The organism is Actinomadura rugatobispora (assembly GCF_042656285.1).
Classification (GTDB): domain Bacteria; phylum Actinomycetota; class Actinomycetes; order Streptosporangiales; family Streptosporangiaceae; genus Spirillospora; species Spirillospora rugatobispora.
Map to the genome: position 1 here is coordinate 42,622 of NZ_JBHSON010000116.1, position 17,658 is coordinate 60,279.

Below are 17,658 nucleotides of genomic sequence, written 5' to 3' on the forward strand. Positions count from 1 at the left end.
CCGCCGCGGCGGTCAGAACGCGCTGGGAGCGTGCGGCCAGGGCGGCGGCACGGGCAGCGGCCCCTCCGGGCGCGCCGCCCCGCCCTCGCCCGCGGACCGCCCGGTGAGCCAGCCGAGCAGCGCCCGCCCCGACCCCGAGATCTCCGGCCCGCCGGCACCGGCGCCCAGGTCCGCGGTCTCCGCCGTGTCGGTGGCCGTCAGCCGGTGCCCCCGCAGGCCCGCCCGGAGATCCGCGGGCAGGGCCTCCAGGTCGGCGAGCGTGCCGGTCAGCGCCCACCGCACATACGGCTCGGGCCAGTCGGCGGGCCCGTAGCCGGCGGCGAGGTCGACGTGGTGGGTCTCCACCTCCTGCCAGCGCCGGTACACCACGAACCACGCGGGATGGGACCAGCCGGGCATCGCCCGCACGGTCGCCTCCCACGCCTCCTCCGGCAGCGACCGGGCCCGCTCGGAGAACCGCTCGCCCGTCGCGCGGACGTCCTCGGCCAGGGCCCGCGGGCCGCGGCCGGCGCCCGCCTCCAGGTCGGCGTTGCGCGCCTCCAGGCTCGGGTACTGCGGGATCTCCACGCCCGTCCGCGCCCATTCGAGCAGGTTCCAGAGCGAGTCGGCGTTGCGGGCGATGTGCGTGGCCACATGGCCGCGGGTCCAGCCGGGCAGGGCCGAGGGGGCGCGCACGGCCTGCTCGTCCAGGCCGGACAGCGTCACCGCGATCCGCTCAGTGCCCGCCTCGACCTCCGCCAGGACCCGCCGCCAGTCGCCCATCTCGCCCCTTCCGTACGCCGGTGGCGCGGGCCCTCCGCGAGGCGCCGCGCGTCCGGGACCATCCTGCCCGGCCCCGGCTCCCGGCAGCGGGTGAGAATGATCTCCATGACGCATCCCATCTGCGTGACCTGCGGAGTGCAGTACGCCGAGCCCCGCCCCGACTGCCCCGTCTGCGAGGACGAGCGGCAGTACGTCGGCTGGGACGGCCAGCGCTGGACGACGCTCGCCGAGCTGCGGGCGGCCGGCCACCGCGGCCGGGTCGAGCCGGAGGGCCCGGGGATCGTGGGCGTCGGCGCCGAGCCCGCGACGGCCATCGGCCAGCGCGCCCTGCTGGTGCGGGCGCCGGGCGGCAACGTGCTCTGGGACATGATCAGCTACATCGACGACGACCTGGTCCGGGAGGTGCGGGCGCTGGGCGGGGTCTCGGCCGTCGCGATCAGCCACCCGCACTTCTACGGCTCCATGATCGAGTGGGCCCGCGCGTTCGACGCCCCGGTCCATATCCACGCGGCGGACCGCCGGTGGGTGGCCCGGCCCGACGACGCGGTGGTCTTCTGGGACGGCGACACCCGCGAGATCGCCGACGGCCTCACCCTGATCAACGCCGGGGTGCACTTCGCCGGCGGGCAGGTCCTGCACTGGCGGGACGGCGAGGACGGCCGCGGCGCGCTGCTGTCGGGCGACATCCTCCAGGTGGTGAGCGACCGCGACTGGGTCGGTTTCATGTACTCCTATCCGAACCTCATCCCCGAACGGCCCCGGACCGTCCGCCGGGCGCTGCGGCTGCTGGAGCCGTACCCGTTCGCCCGCGTGTACGGGGCGTGGTGGAGGAGGATCGTCCAGACGGACGGCAAGGAGGCCGTGCGCCGCTCCGCCGCCCGCTACCTGGACTTCGCCCTCGACGACGGCCCACCGGGGCACGGCGCGCCGGGACGTACTCTGTGAGCCTGGCACGGAGGCGGCCCGGCGCGTTCCGGTGGCGATAGATCTTCGAACACGTGTACGGTTCGGAAGCGAAATGCGGCGGCGGTCGCCGCTGTTATGCACACGGGGAAACGTCGTACCCCCTCGCCAGCCTGTCACCGCGCCAGACCTGTCAGCGGACCCGTCGTCGCGCCCGGAGGGCACCGAGCCCAGAAGAGGAACCGAGCAACGCCGTGCATGACCGACTCATCGTGCGTGGAGCACGCGAGCACAACCTGAAGGACGTCTCGCTCGACCTGCCGCGAGACTCCATGATCGTGTTCACCGGGCTGTCCGGCTCCGGCAAGTCGAGTCTGGCGTTCGACACGATCTTCGCCGAGGGCCAGCGCCGGTACGTGGAGTCGCTGTCGGCCTACGCCCGGCAGTTCCTGGGCCAGATGGACAAGCCCGACGTCGACTTCATCGAGGGCCTCTCCCCGGCGGTGTCGATCGACCAGAAGTCCACCAGCAAGAACCCGCGCTCCACGGTCGGCACGATCACCGAGGTCTACGACTACCTGCGGCTGCTGTACGCCCGGATCGGCCACCCGCACTGCCCCGAGTGCGGCCGCCCGATCAGCCGGCAGGCGCCGCAGCAGATCGTCGACCGGGTGCTGGAGCTGGAGCAGGGCACCCGGTTCCAGGTGCTGGCCCCGGTGATCCGCGGCCGCAAGGGCGAGTACCTCGAGCTGTTCCGCGAGCTGCAGTCCAAGGGCTACTCGCGGGCGCTGGTCGACGGCCAGATGATCAGGCTGGACGACCCGCCCAAGCTCAAGAAGCAGGAGAAGCACGACATCGCCGTGGTCGTCGACCGGCTCGCCGTCAAGGACTCGGCCCGCCAGCGGCTGGCCGACTCGGTGGAGACCGCGCTCGGGCTGGCCGGCGGCACGATCGTGCTCGACTTCGTCGACCTGCCCGAGGACGACGAGCACCGCACCCGGATGTTCTCCGAGCACCTCTACTGCCCCTACGACGACCTGTCGTTCGAGGAGCTGGAGCCGCGCTCGTTCTCGTTCAACTCCCCCTACGGCGCCTGCCCCGACTGCACCGGCCTGGGCACCCGCATGGAGGTCGACCCCGAGCTGGTCGTGCCCGACCCGACGATGACGCTGGGCGAGGGCGCGATCCAGCCCTGGTCCAACGGCCACGTCAGCGACTACTTCCTGCGGCTGCTGTCGGCGCTGGGCGACGCGATGGGCTTCGACCTCAACACGCCCTGGGAGAAGCTGCCCGCCAAGGCGCGCAAGGCGATCCTCAACGGGCACGAGACCCAGGTCCACGTCCGCTACAAGAACCGCTACGGCCGCACCCGCTCCTACTACACCGCCTACGAGGGCGTGATCCCCTACATCCAGCGGCGGCACGCCGAGTCCGAGAGCGACTCCACCCGGGAGAAGTTCGAGGGCTACATGCGGGAGATCCCGTGCCCCTCGTGCCAGGGGGCGCGGCTCAAGCCGGTCGTGCTGGCCGTGACCATGGGCGGGCGGTCGATCGCCGACGTGGCGGCGATGCCGATCGGCGAGTGCGCCAAGTTCCTGCTGGCCATGGAGCTGAGCGAGCGGGACCGGCACATCGCCGAGCGGGTGCTGAAGGAGATCAACGCCCGGCTGGGCTTCCTGCTGGACGTCGGGCTCGACTACCTGACCCTCGACCGCGCCTCGGCCACCCTGGCCGGCGGCGAGGCGCAGCGGATCCGGCTGGCCACCCAGATCGGCTCCGGGCTGGTCGGCGTGCTGTACGTGCTGGACGAGCCGTCCATCGGCCTGCACCAGCGCGACAACCACCGGCTGCTGGACACCCTGCTGCGGCTGCGCGACATGGGCAACACCCTGATCGTCGTCGAGCACGACGAGGACACCATCCAGGCCGCCGACTGGGTGGTCGACATCGGCCCCCGGGCCGGTGAGCACGGCGGGCAGATCGTGGTGTCGGGCACCGTCGAGGACCTGATGACCTCGGAGCGCTCGCTGACCGGGGCCTACCTGTCGGGCCGCCGCGAGATCGCGGTGCCCGAGATCCGCCGCCCCCGGCAGAGGGGCCGGGAGGTCACCGTCAAGGGCGCCCGGCAGAACAACCTCCAGGGCGTCGACGTGGCGTTCCCGCTCGGGGTGTTCACCGCGGTCACCGGCGTCTCCGGATCGGGCAAGTCCACCCTGGTCAACGACATCCTCTACAACTCGCTGGCCAAGCAGCTGCACGGCGCCCGCACGGTGCCGGGCAAGCACCGCCGGGTCAACGGCGTCGACCAGCTCGACAAGGTGGTGCACGTCGACCAGTCGCCGATCGGCCGCACGCCGCGCTCCAACCCGGCCACCTACACCGGGGTGTTCGACCACATCCGCAAGCTGTTCGCGCAGACGACCGAGGCCAAGGTCCGCGGCTACCAGCCGGGCCGGTTCTCCTTCAACGTCAAGGGCGGGCGCTGCGAGAACTGCTCCGGCGACGGCACCATCAAGATCGAGATGAACTTCCTGCCGGACGTCTACGTGCCCTGCGAGGTCTGCCACGGCGCCCGGTACAACCGGGAGACCCTGGAGGTCCACTACAAGGGCAAGACGATCTCCGAGGTGCTGGACATGCCGATCGAGGAGGCCGCGGTCTTCTTCGAGCCGATCAAGGCGATCCACCGGCATCTGAAGACCCTCAACGACGTGGGCCTGGGCTACGTCCGGCTGGGCCAGCCCGCGCCGACCCTGTCGGGCGGCGAGGCGCAGCGCGTCAAGCTGGCCTCGGAGCTGCAGCGCCGGTCCACCGGCCGCACGATCTACGTGCTGGACGAGCCCACCACCGGCCTGCACTTCGAGGACATCCGCAAGCTGCTGGGCGTGCTGAACGGGCTGGTCGACAAGGGCAACACGGTGATCGTGATCGAGCACAACCTGGACGTCGTCAAGACCGCCGACTGGATCATCGACATGGGCCCGGAGGGCGGCTCCCGGGGCGGCACCGTGGTCGCCACCGGAACGCCCGAGGACGTCGCCAAGGTGGAGGCCAGCCACACCGGCCAGTTCCTCGCCAAGATCCTCGGCTGACCGACCCGCCGTCTCCGCCCCGCCGGGGGCCCATCCGCACACCGGGCGCACCCGTACCGCGCCCGGTGTGCCGCCGGCGGCAGGCTTCCGTTGCGCGCCCCTGCAGGTCCATCGCGAACGTGCAGGTAGAAAGGTGTTCGCCCGGTCCGCCCGGCAAAAGCTCCGGGATGGATTGAACCTTCAAACGCCGCCGTACGTACTCCAGGGTGACAGTGGAGGCACGCGCGGCAAGCACCCAACGCGCGCGACACACGGAGGAGACGCATGGCACAGGCGCCCGCAGCGCGGACGGACAGCTCGGAAACGGAGGCCGGCGCGGCGCCGCCGGCCCCCGCGGAGACGACCGCCGCCGGCACACCGGAGGGCGGGACCCGCCGGGGGCTCCTGATCGGGGCCGGTCTCGCCGGCGTCGCGGGGCTCGCCGCCGCGTGCGGCGGGGACGACGGCGGCGGTTCGGCCGGCGGCGCCGAGAGCCCCGCGGGCAACGGCAACGGCAACGCCGGCGGGGGCGGCGGCGGGAAGGCGCTGGCCGCGACCAGCGAGATCCCGGTCGGCGGCGGCAAGGTCTTCGAGGCCGAGAAGGTCGTCGTCGTGCAGCCCGCCGCGGGCCAGTTCAAGGCCTACAGCTCCCTCTGCACGCACCGGCGCTGCCCGGTCGACGCGGTGGCGGGCGGCACGATCAACTGCCCGTGCCACGGCAGCAAGTTCAAGATCGCGGACGGTGCGCCGCTCCCCAACCTGCCCGCGACCGAGCCGCTGGAGGAGAAGAAGATCACCGTCCAGGGCGACCAGATCACGCTCGGCTGAACGGCGGACACGACCGGTCAGGGGGCGGAGGGCGCGCGCCGGGAGCCGCATGGGCCCGGGGCCCGGCGCGCGCCGCGCTCAGATCCCCGCGAGGGCGGCGGGCCACGGTGTGACTCGCCGCCTCGACACGAGCGCACTCGGATCGGCCGCCGCAGGCCGCCCTGTGAATCCGGGCGCTCAGGTGTACGCCGGCGGCTGGGCGGCCTGCGGGCCGGGCGCGGCCGTGAGGCCGCCGGCGGCATCGGCGTCGGCGCCGGCCGCCGCGCCGGTCCCGGCCAGCTCGGCGCGGAAGCGGGGCAGCGCGTCGGGATGGTGCTCGCGGACGTAGGCGACCAGGTGCTCGCGGGCGTCGCAGCGCAGGTCCCAGGCGCTGGCGGAGTCGGCCGCGCTCATCAGGGCGCGCAGCTGGACCAGTCCGTTCGGCAGCACGTCGGTGACCTGCAGGATCCATTCGCGGCGGTCCCACAGCGGGTTGTCGCGCAGCATCTTGTACAGCTCGGTGCGCAGTTCCTCGACCGGCACCGTCCAGTCCACGTGCAGGGTGACCGAGCCGACCACGCGGCTGGAGTGCCGGGTCCAGTTCTCGAACGGCTGCTCGGTGAAGTAGGACACCGGAAGGATCAGCCGCCGGTCGTCCCACAGGCACACGACCACGTAGGAGAGCGTCAGCTCCTCGATCCGGCCCCACTGGCCCTGGACGACCACCACGTCGTCCAGGCGCAGCGCGTCGCTGAAGGCGATCTGCAGCCCGGCGAACAGGTTGCCCAGCGCCGGCCGGGCCGCGATCCCGACGACCAGCCCGGCCACGCCCGCCGAGGCCAGCATCCCGGCGCCCAGCGTCCGCACCGCGGGGAAGGTGAACAGCGCCGCGCCCACCGCCACGACCACCACGACGGCCGCCGCGATCCGGCGCAGCAGCAGCATCTGGGTGCGCGCCTTGCGGGCCCGGCGGTTGCGCTCGCCCTCGATCCGGGTCAGCCGCGCCAGCGCCGGCTCGGTGAGCGCGTAGGTGATCCGCAGCACCAGCCAGGTGGTGGCGCCGATGGCGGCGATCTTGAGCAGATGGCGGACCGCGTCCTCGGCCGCGCCGTTCAGCGCGTGGTACGGCATCGCCGCGCTCGCACTGATCACCACGGCGAACGTGAACGCGGGAGCGGTGCAGTGCCGGGCCGCCTCCCCGGCGCCCGGCCAGCGCGCCGAGAGCCGCCGCCCGGCCAGCAGCCGCCGGGCGCCCTCGACCACGATGACCGCCATCGCCACCGTGGCCGCCAGTACGATCCAGCCCCAGAACGCGGACACGTCTCGTTTCCACCTCCATGACCGGTGTGTTCGAAAATCCTTCAGGCGTCTTTTTCCGATCTTCCGCGAGGCGAACGAGATCTGCGTCACTCCCGGGCGGGCGCCGCGGGGCACGCCGGTTGTCGGTGGGGCCGACTAGGCTTTCGGGCGTGGCAGACCCGGCGACCTACCGACCCGCCCCGGGGTCCATACCGGACTCGCCGGGCGTGTACCGCTTCCGTGACGAGCACGGGAGGGTCATCTACGTGGGCAAGGCCAAGAGCCTGCGCTCGCGGCTGAACTCCTACTTCGCCGACTTCGCCGGGCTCCATCCGCGCACCCAGACGATGCTGCAGACGGCGGCCGGGGTCGACTGGACGGTGGTGGGCACCGAGGTCGAGGCCCTCCAGCTCGAGTACTCCTGGATCAAGGAGTTCGATCCGCGGTTCAACGTCCGTTACCGCGACGACAAGTCCTATCCCTATCTGGCGGTCACCCTCGACGAGGAGTATCCGAGGGTGATGGTGATGCGCGGAGCCAAACGCAAGGGAGTCCGCTACTTCGGGCCGTACTCCCACGCCTGGGCGATCCGGGAGACGGTCGACCAGCTGCTGCGCGTCTTCCCGGTCCGCACCTGCCGTCCCGGGGTGTTCAAGCGGCAGCGCCAGCTCGACCGGCCGTGCCTGCTCGGCTACATCGACAAGTGCTCGGCGCCCTGCGTGGGGCGGGTGACGGCCGAGGAGCACCGGCTGCTCGCCGAGGACTTCTGCGACTTCATGGCCGGCGAGACCGGCCGGTTCACCCGGCGGCTCGAGCGGCAGATGCGCGAGGCGTCCGCCGCCATGGAGTACGAGCGGGCCGCCCGGCTGCGCGACGACATCCGCGCCCTGGAGCGGGCGCTGGAGAAGCAGACGGTGGTGCTGCCCGACCGCACCGACTGCGACATGATCGCCTTCGCCGAGGACGAGCTGGAGGCGGCCGTCCAGGTCTTCTACGTGCGCGGCGGCCGGATCCGCGGCCAGCGCGGCTGGGTGGTCGACAAGGTCGAGGCGGTCACCACCTCCGACCTGGTCGAGCACTTCCTCATCCAGATCTACAGCGAGAGCGACTCGGTGCCGCGCGAGGTGCTGGTCCCGGCGCTGCCGCCGGACGCGGACGCGATGACCGAGCTGCTGGCGGAGCAGCGCGGCGGCCCGGTCCGGCTGCGGGTGCCGCAGCGGGGCGACAAGAAGACGCTGCTGGAGACCGTGGCGCGCAACGCGACGGAGGCGCTGAAGCAGCACAAGACCCGCCGGGCCAGCGATCTGACCACGCGGAGCCGCGCGCTGCGGGAGATCCAGGAGGCCCTGGAACTGCCGGAGGCGCCGCTGCGGATCGAGTGCTACGACGTGTCCAACCTGCAGGGCTCCAACGTGGTGGCCTCGATGGTGGTGTTTGAGGACGGCCTGGCCCGCAAGAGCGAGTACCGCCGGTTCACGATCAAGGCGGTGGACGGCCAGGACGACGTCCGCTCCATCCACGAGGTGATCACCCGCCGGTTCCGCCGCTACCTGGCCGAGAGCGAGAAGTTCGGCGAGCTGGACGCGCTCGGCGACGGCCCCGAGGACGGCTCCGGCGCCGCGGCCGCGGCGGGCGCGGGCGGCGCGGCGGGTTCGGTGAACGGCGCGGCGGACGGCGCGGCGGGCGCGGACGGGGAGGCGGAGACCGGCCTCGACGCCTCCGCCCACCAGCCGATCGACCCCGAGACGGGCCGCCCCCGCAAGTTCGCCTACCCGCCCAACCTGGTGCTGGTCGACGGCGGCCCGCCGCAGGTGGCGGCGGCGCGGCGGGCCCTGGACGAGCTCGGCATCGACGACATCGCGGTGTGCGGCATCGCCAAGCGGCTGGAGGAGATCTGGCTGCCCGGCGACCCCGACCCGGTGATCCTGCCGCGCAACAGCGAGGGCATGTTCCTGGTGCAGCGGGTGCGCGACGAGGCCCACCGGTTCGCCATCAATTTCCACCGGCAGCGGCGTTCCAAGTCCATGACCGTGAGCGAACTCGATAGCGTTCCCGGGCTGGGGCCGGCACGACGGTCGGCCCTGCTGAAACATTTCGGTTCGCTGAAGCGGTTGAAGCAGGCGACGCCCGAGCAGATCGCCGAGGTCCCGGGCATCGGCCCGCGCGGTGCGACGCAGATCGCCGCGGCCCTGCACGGGGGGTCCCCGGCGGCCGGGCGGGCCGGCGACGGCGGCGGGGACGGCGGCCGAGACCACAGGGGGGAGCCGAGTTGACCACCGACACTCAGATTCCGGACATAGTGATCGTGACGGGCATGTCCGGGGCGGGACGCAGCACGGCCGCCAAGTCGCTGGAGGACCTCGACTGGTTCGTGGTCGACAACCTGCCCCCGGCGCTGCTGGCCACCATGGCCGATCTGGGCGGCCGGGTGAAGGACGCCGTCCCGCGGATCGCGGTCGTGGTGGACGTGCGCAGCCGCGCGTTCACCGAGGACCTCCACTCGGCCATCGCCGAGCTGGAGGCGCGCGGCGTCCACCCGCGGGTGGTGTTCCTGGAGGCGGGCGACGCCGACCTGGTGCGCCGGTTCGAGAGCGTCCGCCGCCCGCATCCGCTGCAGGGCGACGGCCGGCTGGTCGACGGCATCGCCCGCGAGCGGGACCTGGTCCGCGAGGTGCGGGCCGAGGCCGACCTGGTGATCGACACCAGCGGGCTGAACGTGCACGAGCTGCGCGCCAAGATCGTCGGCTTCTTCGGCAACGACACCGGCGAGTCCAGCCTGCGCGCCACGGTGGTGTCCTTCGGCTACAAGTACGGCCTGCCGGTGGACGCCGACCTGGTCGTCGACTGCCGCTTCCTGCCCAACCCGCACTGGGTGCCCGAGCTGCGGCCCAAGACCGGCCGGGACGCCGCCGTCCGCGACTACGTGCTGGGCCAGCGCGGCGCCAAGGAGTTCCTGGACGCCTACACCGAGGTGCTGCGGCTGCTCGCCGACGGGTACGAGCGCGAGGGCAAGCACTACGTGACGCTGGCCGTCGGATGCACCGGCGGCAAACACCGTAGTGTGGCCATGGCGGAGCAGATCGCCGCCCGGCTGAGGGACGAGGGCATCGAGGTGCAGGCCTCGCACCGTGACCTCGGCCGTGAGTGAGGCGCCCCGGCGGCGCCCGGACGAGCGAGAGAGCGGCACGGTGGACCCTGGGGCGACGACGCGCGCGGTGGCCGGTGCGGCGGGCGAGGCGGTGACCGGCCGGGCATGGTGAGCCAATCCGGAACGGTGAGCCAGTCCGGAGGCCCGGCCGTGGTCGCCCTCGGCGGCGGCCATGGCCTGTACGCCTCGCTGTCGGCGCTGCGCCGGGTGACGAGCCGGCTGAGCGCGGTCGTCACGGTCGCCGACGACGGCGGTTCCAGCGGGCGGCTGCGCCGCGAGCTGGGCGTGCTGCCGCCCGGCGATCTGCGGATGGCGCTGGCCGCGCTGTGCGGCGACGACGAGTGGGGCCAGACCTGGCGCGACGTCGTCCAGCACCGGTTCCGCAGCCAGGGGGAGCTGCACGACCACGCGGTCGGGAACCTGCTGATCGTGGCGCTGTGGGAGCTGCTGGGCGGCGATTCGGGCGACTCCGGCGACTCCGGCGATTCGGGTGACTCCGGTGACTCCGGCGGCGAGGGCCCCGTGCCCGGTTCGACCGTGGCCGGTCTGGACTGGGTGGGGCGGCTGCTGGGCGCCCAGGGCAGGGTCCTGCCGATGGCGTCGGTGCCGCTGGACATCGTCGCGGAGGTGCGCGGCGCCGATCCGTCCCGCCCCGACGAGGTCACCCGGGTCAGGGGGCAGGTGGCCTGCGCGAAGACGCCGGGGACGGTGCTGAGCGTGTCGCTGGTGCCGGGCGACCCGCCGGCGTGCCCGGAGGCGCTGGCCGCGGTGAAGGACGCCGACTGGGTGGTGTTCGGGCCGGGGTCGTGGTTCACCAGCGTGCTGCCGCACCTGCAGGTGCCCGAGCTGGCCCGCGCCCTGATGGCCACGGACGCCCGCCGCGTCGTCGCGCTCAACCTGGCCCCGCAGCCGGGGGAGACCGACGACTTCTCCCCGCAGACGCATCTGGAGGTGCTCCAGGCGCACGCCCCGGATCTGCGCGTCGACGTCGTCCTCGCCGACCGGGGGGTGGTCGACGACCCCGTCGCCCTGGACAAGGCCGTCCGTGACCTGGGCGGCAGGCTGGAACTGGCCGACGTCGCCGCCGACGACGGCTCACCACGTCACGATCCCGCCCGGCTGGCCCAAGCCTTCGTGAAGATTTTCCGTGACTGACTCCCGGCGGGGCCGACATCGGCCACACTGCTGGGGAGTTCCTAGGGGGAGGGTTCATCTATGGCGATGACCGGCGTGGTCAAGGACGAGCTGAGCAGGCTGTCGGTGATGAAGCCGTGCTGCCGCAAGGCGGAGGTGTCGACGCTGCTGCGCTTCGCGGGCGGCCTGCACCTGGTCAGCGGGCGGATCGTGATCGAGGCCGAGATCGACACCGGCTCGGCCGCGCGGCGGCTGCGCAAGGACATCGCCGAGGTCTTCGGCCACACCTCCGACGTGGTGGTGCTGGCCCCCAGCGGCCTGCGCAAGGGCAACCGGTACGTGGTGCGGGTGTTCCGCGAGGGGGAGTCGCTGGCCCGGCAGACCGGCCTGATCGACAACAACGGCCGCCCGGTGCGCGGGCTGCCCCGGCACGTGGTCGCGGGGGCGGCCTGCGACGCCGAGTCGGCCTGGCGGGGGGCGTTCCTGGCGCACGGGTCGCTGACCGAGCCGGGCCGGTCGATGTCGCTGGAGGTCACCTGCCCGGGGCCGGAGGCCGCGCTGGCGCTGGTCGGCGCCGCCCGCCGGCTGAAGATCCACGCCAAGGCGCGGGAGGTGCGCGGGGTCGACCGGGTCGTGGTGCGCGACGGGGACGCGATCAGCGCCCTGCTCACCCGGCTGGGGGCGCACGACAGCGTGCTGGCCTGGGAGGAGCGGCGGATGCGCCGCGAGGTCCGGGCGACGGCCAACCGGCTGGCCAACTTCGACGACGCCAACCTGCGCCGCTCCGCGCGCGCCGCGGTGGCCGCGGGCGCCCGGGTGGCGCGGGCGCTGGAGATCCTCGGCGAGGAGGCCCCCGAGCACCTGGTCAGCGCGGGCCGGCTGCGGCTGGAGCACAAGCAGGCGTCGCTGGAGGAACTGGGCCAGCTGGCCGACCCGCCGCTGACCAAGGACGCGATCGCGGGCCGGATCCGCCGACTGCTGGCGATGGCCGACAAGCGCGCCCAGGACCAGGGCGTCCCGGGCACCGACGCCAACCTCACCGCCGAGATGCTCGCCCCCTGACCCGCCGCACGTCCTCGCTCCCTCCGGCCGGTCGGTCCCGGTCGGTCAGCGGGTGCGGCGGAGGGTGCCGTCGGGAGCCGCCTCCACGGCCAGCCGCCGCCCGGCGATCTCGGCCTCGATCACATAGACGCCGTTCGCGCGCGGCGGCGAGACCCGTACCGACGGCCGCGCCCCGTCCCGAACGGGTGCGATGAGGGTGAGCATCCGCACCTCCTGCCCGTGGGCGGGCAGCCTGACCACCGGTGCGGGCACGGCGGTGCGGGGCGCCGGCGCGACCCAGCCCTGCCGCTGCTCCCTGCTCCCTTTGACGACCGCGGCGGCCCGGCCGGTGCCCGCCTGGGCCGCGCTTCCGGGGACGGCCACGCGCAGGAAGTGCACGCGGATCCCGCCCGCCGTCGCCACCGCGTCCCCCCCGTCCGGGCGGGCCTCGAACGCGGCCGGCAGGTGCCAGAGCTGCTCGACGGTCCGCGGCGCCGCCGAACGCACCTGGTCGAGCACCACGAGCGCGTCCGGGTCCGAGGCGGCCAGCACTGAGCGCGTCCGTGTGGACCCGGCGAACGCGGTGTCGGAGAAGCGGAAGAAGTCGCCGCCCTCGGCGAACCGGTGGCCGGTCAGGGCCGTGGCCGCGCGCGAGTCGAACGGGATGTCCCGCACGACCACGGTGTTGTGCGCCTCCGGCGACCGCAGCCAGTCGCGCCAGACCGGCTCGCTGTAACCCGCGTGCCCGCTCGGCACGAGGATGGAGCGGCCCTGGGCGTAGAAGGTGAGCGCCATGTGGTCGTCCTGGCCGTGGGCGTACCGGCCGGGCCCGAAGCGGGCCGTGTACGCCATCTCCTCCTTGTACGGCCGGTCGCCGTCGCCCCACCCCGACCGGCCCATGACGTAGCCGGCCTCGTACACCCGCGCCCGTGCGCCCGGCCTCGTCCCGGCCCTGCCCTGGGACGCCGCGTACCGGAGCGGGCCCCGCCCCGGCCGGGAGACGCGGGAGATCGTCGAGGCGTACGTCTCGCCGATCTGGATCAGGTCGCCCGCCGGGGCGGACTGGAAGGCGATGAACTCGTCCATGAGCGCGTGCCTGCGGGCCAGTTCGGCGGGGACGGGCCTGCGGCAGGCGCGGATGACGTCCATGGCGCTGCGCCACCGGGTGCGGTTGTAGACCGAGTACTGCGTGGACTGCTCGTTGTTGGCGCCCTCGGCGTCGATGGCGGGCCGGACCCCGGCGGGCGGCCGCAGCACCGCGCTGACCAGCCGTTCGTAGGCGAGGCCGGCGAGGTCCTCGCGCCCGATGCGGCAGGCGGCGGCCAGCAGGGTCATGGACTCGTCGGTGCCGTGGTTCCAGGGGCCCGACCAGTTGCGGGGGTCGGCGAGCTCCTCGGCGTGCCGGGCGATCGCCTCGTCCAGCCAGCGGGCGTCCAGGTGGGCGCGCAGGCAGGTCATCGTGGCGAGGCGGAACTTGGCGCCCTCCTCGATCGCCTCGCGGCGGGCGTGGCCGAAGCGGCCGGGCAGGGCGTTGTCGGCCAGCCAGTCGCGGACGATGCCCGCCGCAAGGTCGAGCGACGCCCGGTCGCGGGTGCGGCCGTACTCCTTGATCAGCCCGCCCAGCCATTCGAGCGAGTGGAGCCACAGCTGCCAGGTCCGGTCGCGGTGCGGGTCCAGGCCCCAGTCCACGTCGGGGCCGTCGGCGACCCGTTCGGGCGGGGTGTCCGGGATGCGGAACCGCCCCGCCTTGACCTCCCGGGCGGGGTTGGCGCCGTCCAGCCCGTGGTAGCCCAGGCAGGGGCCCGGCGCGGTCGCGCCGGGGGAGGGCCGCGCGGCGGGCGCGACCGGCCGCGCCCCGACCGCCGCCGCCTCGCCGCCCGCGACGGCGCAGCCCGTGGCGGAGAGCACGGCCAGGACCAGCGCGCCGAACGGCACGGCCCGCCCGCGCCGAGAGCGCCCGTACCGAGAGCGCCCGCGCCAAGATCGTAGGTGCACAACAGAGAAGACCCGCGACCCCCTGCCAGGGGTTGACAGGCCGGGCGCCCGAGCGGATGAAGATCGGCTGAACGGACGGTGACGCCCGCCCCCGTCCCGGCTGATCATCACCCGTCCGGGGGACCGGGGCACCACCCCCGCAATCACCTCCGGCCGGTGGCGAGGTGAGGGCCCGTCATTCGGTAGGGTCGGACGTGGGGCGCCGCCCCGGTCCAGGTGAGATGCAGAGACGACGTACGAGGAGAGCCGTTCCGTGACCATCCGAGTAGGCATCAACGGGTTCGGCCGGATCGGCCGCAACTTCTTCCGCGCCGTTCAGGCGAGCGGGGCCGACATCGAGATCGTGGCGGTCAACGACCTGACCGACAACGCCACCCTCGCCCACCTGCTCAAGTACGACAGCATCCTGGGCCGGCTGGGCCAGGAGGTGAAGGCCACCGCGGACGAGATCGTCGTCGGCGGCAAGGCGATCAAGGCCTTCGAGGAGCGCGACCCGGCCAACCTCAAGTGGGGCGACGTCGGCGCCGACGTCGTGGTGGAGTCCACCGGCTTCTTCACCGACGCCACCAAGGCCAAGGTGCACGCCGACAACGGCGCCAAGAAGGTCATCATCTCGGCGCCGGCCAAGAACGAGGACGTCACCATCGTGATGGGCGTCAACGACGACCAGTACGACCCGGCGAACCACACGGTGATCTCCAACGCGTCCTGCACCACCAACTGCCTGGGTCCGATGGCCAAGGTGCTGAACGACACGTTCGGCATCGAGAAGGGCCTGATGACCACCATCCACGCCTACACCCAGGACCAGAACCTCCAGGACGCGCCGCACAAGGACCTGCGCCGCTCCCGGGCCGCCGCGCTCAACATCGTGCCGACCTCCACCGGCGCCGCCAAGGCCATCGGCCTGGTGCTGCCGGAGCTGAAGGGCAAGCTCGACGGGTACGCGCTGCGGGTGCCGGTGCCGACCGGCTCGGCCACCGACCTGACCGCCACGGTGCGCCGCGACACCACCGTCGAGGAGGTCAACGCGGCGCTCAAGGCCGCCGCCGAGGGCCCGCTGCGCGGCATCCTCACCTACACCGAGGACCCGATCGTGTCGTCGGACATCGTCACCGACCCGGCCTCCTGCATCCTCGACGCCGGGCTGACCAAGGTCATCGGCGACCAGGTCAAGGTCGTCGGCTGGTACGACAACGAGTGGGGCTACTCCAACCGCCTGACCGACCTGGTCACCCTGGTCGGCACCCAGCTCTGATCCGACTTCCCGCCGTGCGCCCGGGGCCGTTCGCCGGCTCCGGAAGGATGACGCACTCGATGCGCACCATCGACGATCTGGACGTGTCCGGGAAGCGGGTACTGGTCCGGGCCGATCTCAACGTGCCGCTCCAGGACGGGTCGATCACCGACGACGGGCGGATCCGCGCCAGCGTGCCGACGATCGCGACGCTGCGCGAGCGCGGCGCCAGGGTGATCGTCTGCGCCCACCTGGGCCGGCCCCGAGCCCATTTGCGCGGCTCCGCCACGACGCCTGCGGTGCAGCCGGAGTTCTCGCTGGCCCCGGTGGCCGCGCGGCTCGGCGAGCTGCTCGGCACCGAGGTGAGGTTCGCCACCGACGTGGTGGGCGAGGCGGCCCGCGAGGCCGCCTCCGGCCTGGCCGACGGCGAGGTCGCGCTGCTGGAGAACCTGCGCTTCGAGCCCGGGGAGACCAGCAAGGACGACGCCGAGCGCGGCGCGTTCGCCGACCGTCTCGCCGCCCTCGCCGAGCTGTACGTGGGCGACGGCTTCGGCGCGGTGCACCGCAGGCACGCCAGCGTCTACGACGTGCCCGGGCGGCTGCCGCACGCCGCCGGCGGGCTGGTCGAGACCGAGGTGCGGGTGCTCAGGCGGCTCACCGACGACGTCGCCCGCCCCTACGCCGTCGTCCTCGGCGGCTCCAAGGTCTCCGACAAGCTCGGCGTGATCGACAACCTGCTGGGCAAGGCCGACCGGATCCTCATCGGCGGCGGGATGGTCTTCACCTTCCTCAAGGCCCAGGGCCACGAGGTCGGCGAGAGCCTGCTGGAGCAGGACCAGCTCGACACCGTCCGCGGCTACCTGCGGCGGGCCGAGGAGTCGGGCGTGGAGTTCGTGCTGCCGGCCGACATCGTCGCCGCCACCGCGTTCGCCGCGGACGCCGACCACGACGTGGTTCCCGCCGACGCGATCCCCGCCGACCGGATCGGCCTCGACATCGGCCCCGAGTCGGGCAAGCACTTCGCCTCCCGGCTCGGCGACGCCGCGACCATCTTCTGGAACGGCCCGATGGGCGTGTTCGAGATGGAGCCGTACTCCCACGGCACCCGCGCGGTCGCGCAGGGCCTGCTGGGCTCCGGCGCGTTCACCGTCGTCGGCGGCGGCGACTCGGCCGCGGCGGTCCGGCAGCTCGGCTTCGACGAGAACGGCTTCTCCCACATCTCCACCGGCGGCGGCGCCAGCCTCGAGTACCTCGAGGGCAAGACGCTCCCCGGCCTGCAGGCTCTGGAGGACTGACGCATGGCCCCCAAGAACCCCGCTTCCAAGAACACCGGCCGCAAGCCGCTGATGGCCGGCAACTGGAAGATGAACATCAACCACCTGGAGGCCATCAAGCTGGTGCAGCAGCTGGCCTTCGGGCTCAAGGAGGCCGACTTCGAGGCGGTGGACGTGGCCGTGCTGCCGCCGTTCACCGACCTGCGCTCGGTGCAGACGCTGGTGGACGCCGACAAGCTGGCCATCGCCTACGGCTCGCAGGACGTCTCCGCGCACGCCTCCGGCGCCTACACCGGCGAGGTCTCCGGCGCGATGCTGGCCAAGCTGGGCTGCTCGTACGCGACGGTCGGCCACTCCGAGCGCCGCCAGTACCACGGCGAGGACGAGGCCCTGGTCAACGCCAAGGCCAAGGCCGCCATCGCCAACGAGATCACCCCGATCGTGTGCGTGGGCGAGGGCCTGGAAGTCCGCCGCGAGGGCCGCCACGTCGAGCACACCCTGGGCCAGGTGGACGGCGCGCTGGAGAAGATCCCGGCCGACCAGGCCCGCGCCCTGGTGATCGCCTACGAGCCGGTCTGGGCGATCGGGACCGGCGAGGTCGCCACCCCCGACGACGCCCAGGAGGTCTGCGCCGCGATCCGGGGACGGCTCGCCGAGCTGTACGACACCGAGGTCGCCGGTGAGACGCGTATCCTGTACGGGGGCTCGGTCAAGGGCTCGAACATCGCCGGGATCATGGCGCGGTCCGATGTGGACGGCGCTCTGGTCGGCGGGGCGAGCCTGGACCCGGGTGAATTCATCAAGATCTGCCGTTTCCGGGACCTGCCGGTCTCGGTCTGATCGCGGGCCGGGCGTACCGTCCCGGACGGCGCTCCGAGCTGGTCAGTTCTGATCAATTCGGTCGCGGTACGGGGATTCTTGCCGAACCAACGGGAAGTTCGTCGTACCCTTCCGTACTGACGGGCCGACCGTTCGGCCCGCGATCGC

At 73.1% G+C, this 17,658-nt stretch carries 13 protein-coding genes; 10 read left to right on the forward strand and 3 right to left on the reverse strand.

What is annotated here, in order from left to right; all coding sequences use genetic code 11:
- Window positions 1–12 precede the first annotated feature (12 nt).
- On the reverse strand, window positions 13–762 hold the full coding sequence (locus ACFPZN_RS48825) for a maleylpyruvate isomerase family mycothiol-dependent enzyme (RefSeq protein WP_378290723.1): 750 nt from the start codon (window positions 760–762) through the stop codon (window positions 13–15).
- Between the two features lie 105 nt (window positions 763–867).
- Here ACFPZN_RS48825 and ACFPZN_RS48830 point away from each other — a divergent pair, with 105 nt between their 5' ends.
- From ACFPZN_RS48830 to ACFPZN_RS48840, 3 genes are all read left to right on the forward strand, one after another.
- Window positions 868–1,707, forward strand: a complete 840-nt coding sequence (locus ACFPZN_RS48830; protein ID WP_378290725.1) for an MBL fold metallo-hydrolase — start codon at window positions 868–870, stop codon at window positions 1,705–1,707.
- A 212-nt stretch (window positions 1,708–1,919) separates the two neighbouring features.
- A complete protein-coding gene (gene uvrA / locus ACFPZN_RS48835; protein ID WP_378290727.1) occupies window positions 1,920–4,757 on the forward strand; it encodes an excinuclease ABC subunit UvrA in 2,838 nt (945 codons plus the stop codon).
- Between the two features lie 264 nt (window positions 4,758–5,021).
- Window positions 5,022–5,564 (forward strand): Rieske (2Fe-2S) protein, encoded by a 543-nt coding sequence (locus tag ACFPZN_RS48840; RefSeq protein ID WP_378290729.1) that lies wholly within the window; start codon window positions 5,022–5,024, stop codon window positions 5,562–5,564.
- Window positions 5,565–5,741: 177 nt separating this feature from the next.
- Here the strand turns inward: ACFPZN_RS48840 and ACFPZN_RS48845 are convergent, their stop codons facing one another.
- Entirely contained in the window at window positions 5,742–6,863 is a 1,122-nt protein-coding gene (locus ACFPZN_RS48845) for a mechanosensitive ion channel family protein (protein ID WP_378290732.1), read from the reverse strand.
- A 149-nt stretch (window positions 6,864–7,012) separates the two neighbouring features.
- Between ACFPZN_RS48845 and uvrC the strand changes: the two genes are divergently transcribed.
- From uvrC to whiA, 4 genes are all read left to right on the forward strand, one after another.
- Window positions 7,013–9,115, forward strand: coding sequence for an excinuclease ABC subunit UvrC (gene uvrC, locus ACFPZN_RS48850; protein ID WP_378290734.1), 2,103 nt, complete (start codon window positions 7,013–7,015; stop codon window positions 9,113–9,115).
- Window positions 9,116–9,156: 41 nt separating this feature from the next.
- Window positions 9,157–9,990 (forward strand): RNase adapter RapZ, encoded by an 834-nt coding sequence (rapZ, locus tag ACFPZN_RS48855; RefSeq protein WP_378290800.1) that lies wholly within the window; start codon window positions 9,157–9,159, stop codon window positions 9,988–9,990.
- A gap of 105 nt (window positions 9,991–10,095) precedes the next feature.
- Complete coding sequence (locus tag ACFPZN_RS48860) at window positions 10,096–11,145, forward strand: gluconeogenesis factor YvcK family protein (RefSeq protein WP_378290736.1); 1,050 nt, start codon at window positions 10,096–10,098, stop codon at window positions 11,143–11,145.
- A 60-nt stretch (window positions 11,146–11,205) separates the two neighbouring features.
- Window positions 11,206–12,186, forward strand: coding sequence for a DNA-binding protein WhiA (whiA, locus tag ACFPZN_RS48865; RefSeq protein WP_378290738.1), 981 nt, complete (start codon window positions 11,206–11,208; stop codon window positions 12,184–12,186).
- 45 nt (window positions 12,187–12,231) lie between these two features.
- Here whiA and ACFPZN_RS48870 read toward each other — a convergent pair whose 3' ends face one another.
- On the reverse strand, window positions 12,232–14,100 hold the full coding sequence (locus tag ACFPZN_RS48870; protein WP_378290740.1) for a heparinase II/III domain-containing protein: 1,869 nt from the start codon (window positions 14,098–14,100) through the stop codon (window positions 12,232–12,234).
- 313 nt (window positions 14,101–14,413) lie between these two features.
- Here ACFPZN_RS48870 and gap point away from each other — a divergent pair, with 313 nt between their 5' ends.
- The 3 genes from gap to tpiA are packed head-to-tail and all read left to right on the forward strand — an operon-like array spanning window position 14,414 to window position 17,511.
- A complete protein-coding gene (gene gap / locus ACFPZN_RS48875) occupies window positions 14,414–15,418 on the forward strand; it encodes a type I glyceraldehyde-3-phosphate dehydrogenase (protein ID WP_378290742.1) in 1,005 nt (334 codons plus the stop codon).
- Window positions 15,419–15,477: 59 nt separating this feature from the next.
- Window positions 15,478–16,692 carry a phosphoglycerate kinase gene (locus ACFPZN_RS48880; protein ID WP_378290744.1) on the forward strand — a complete coding sequence of 405 codons (1,215 nt, stop codon included), beginning with the start codon at window positions 15,478–15,480 and terminating at the stop codon, window positions 16,690–16,692.
- Window positions 16,693–16,695: 3 nt separating this feature from the next.
- A complete protein-coding gene (tpiA, locus tag ACFPZN_RS48885) occupies window positions 16,696–17,511 on the forward strand; it encodes a triose-phosphate isomerase (protein WP_378290747.1) in 816 nt (271 codons plus the stop codon).
- Window positions 17,512–17,658: the final 147 nt, after the last annotated feature.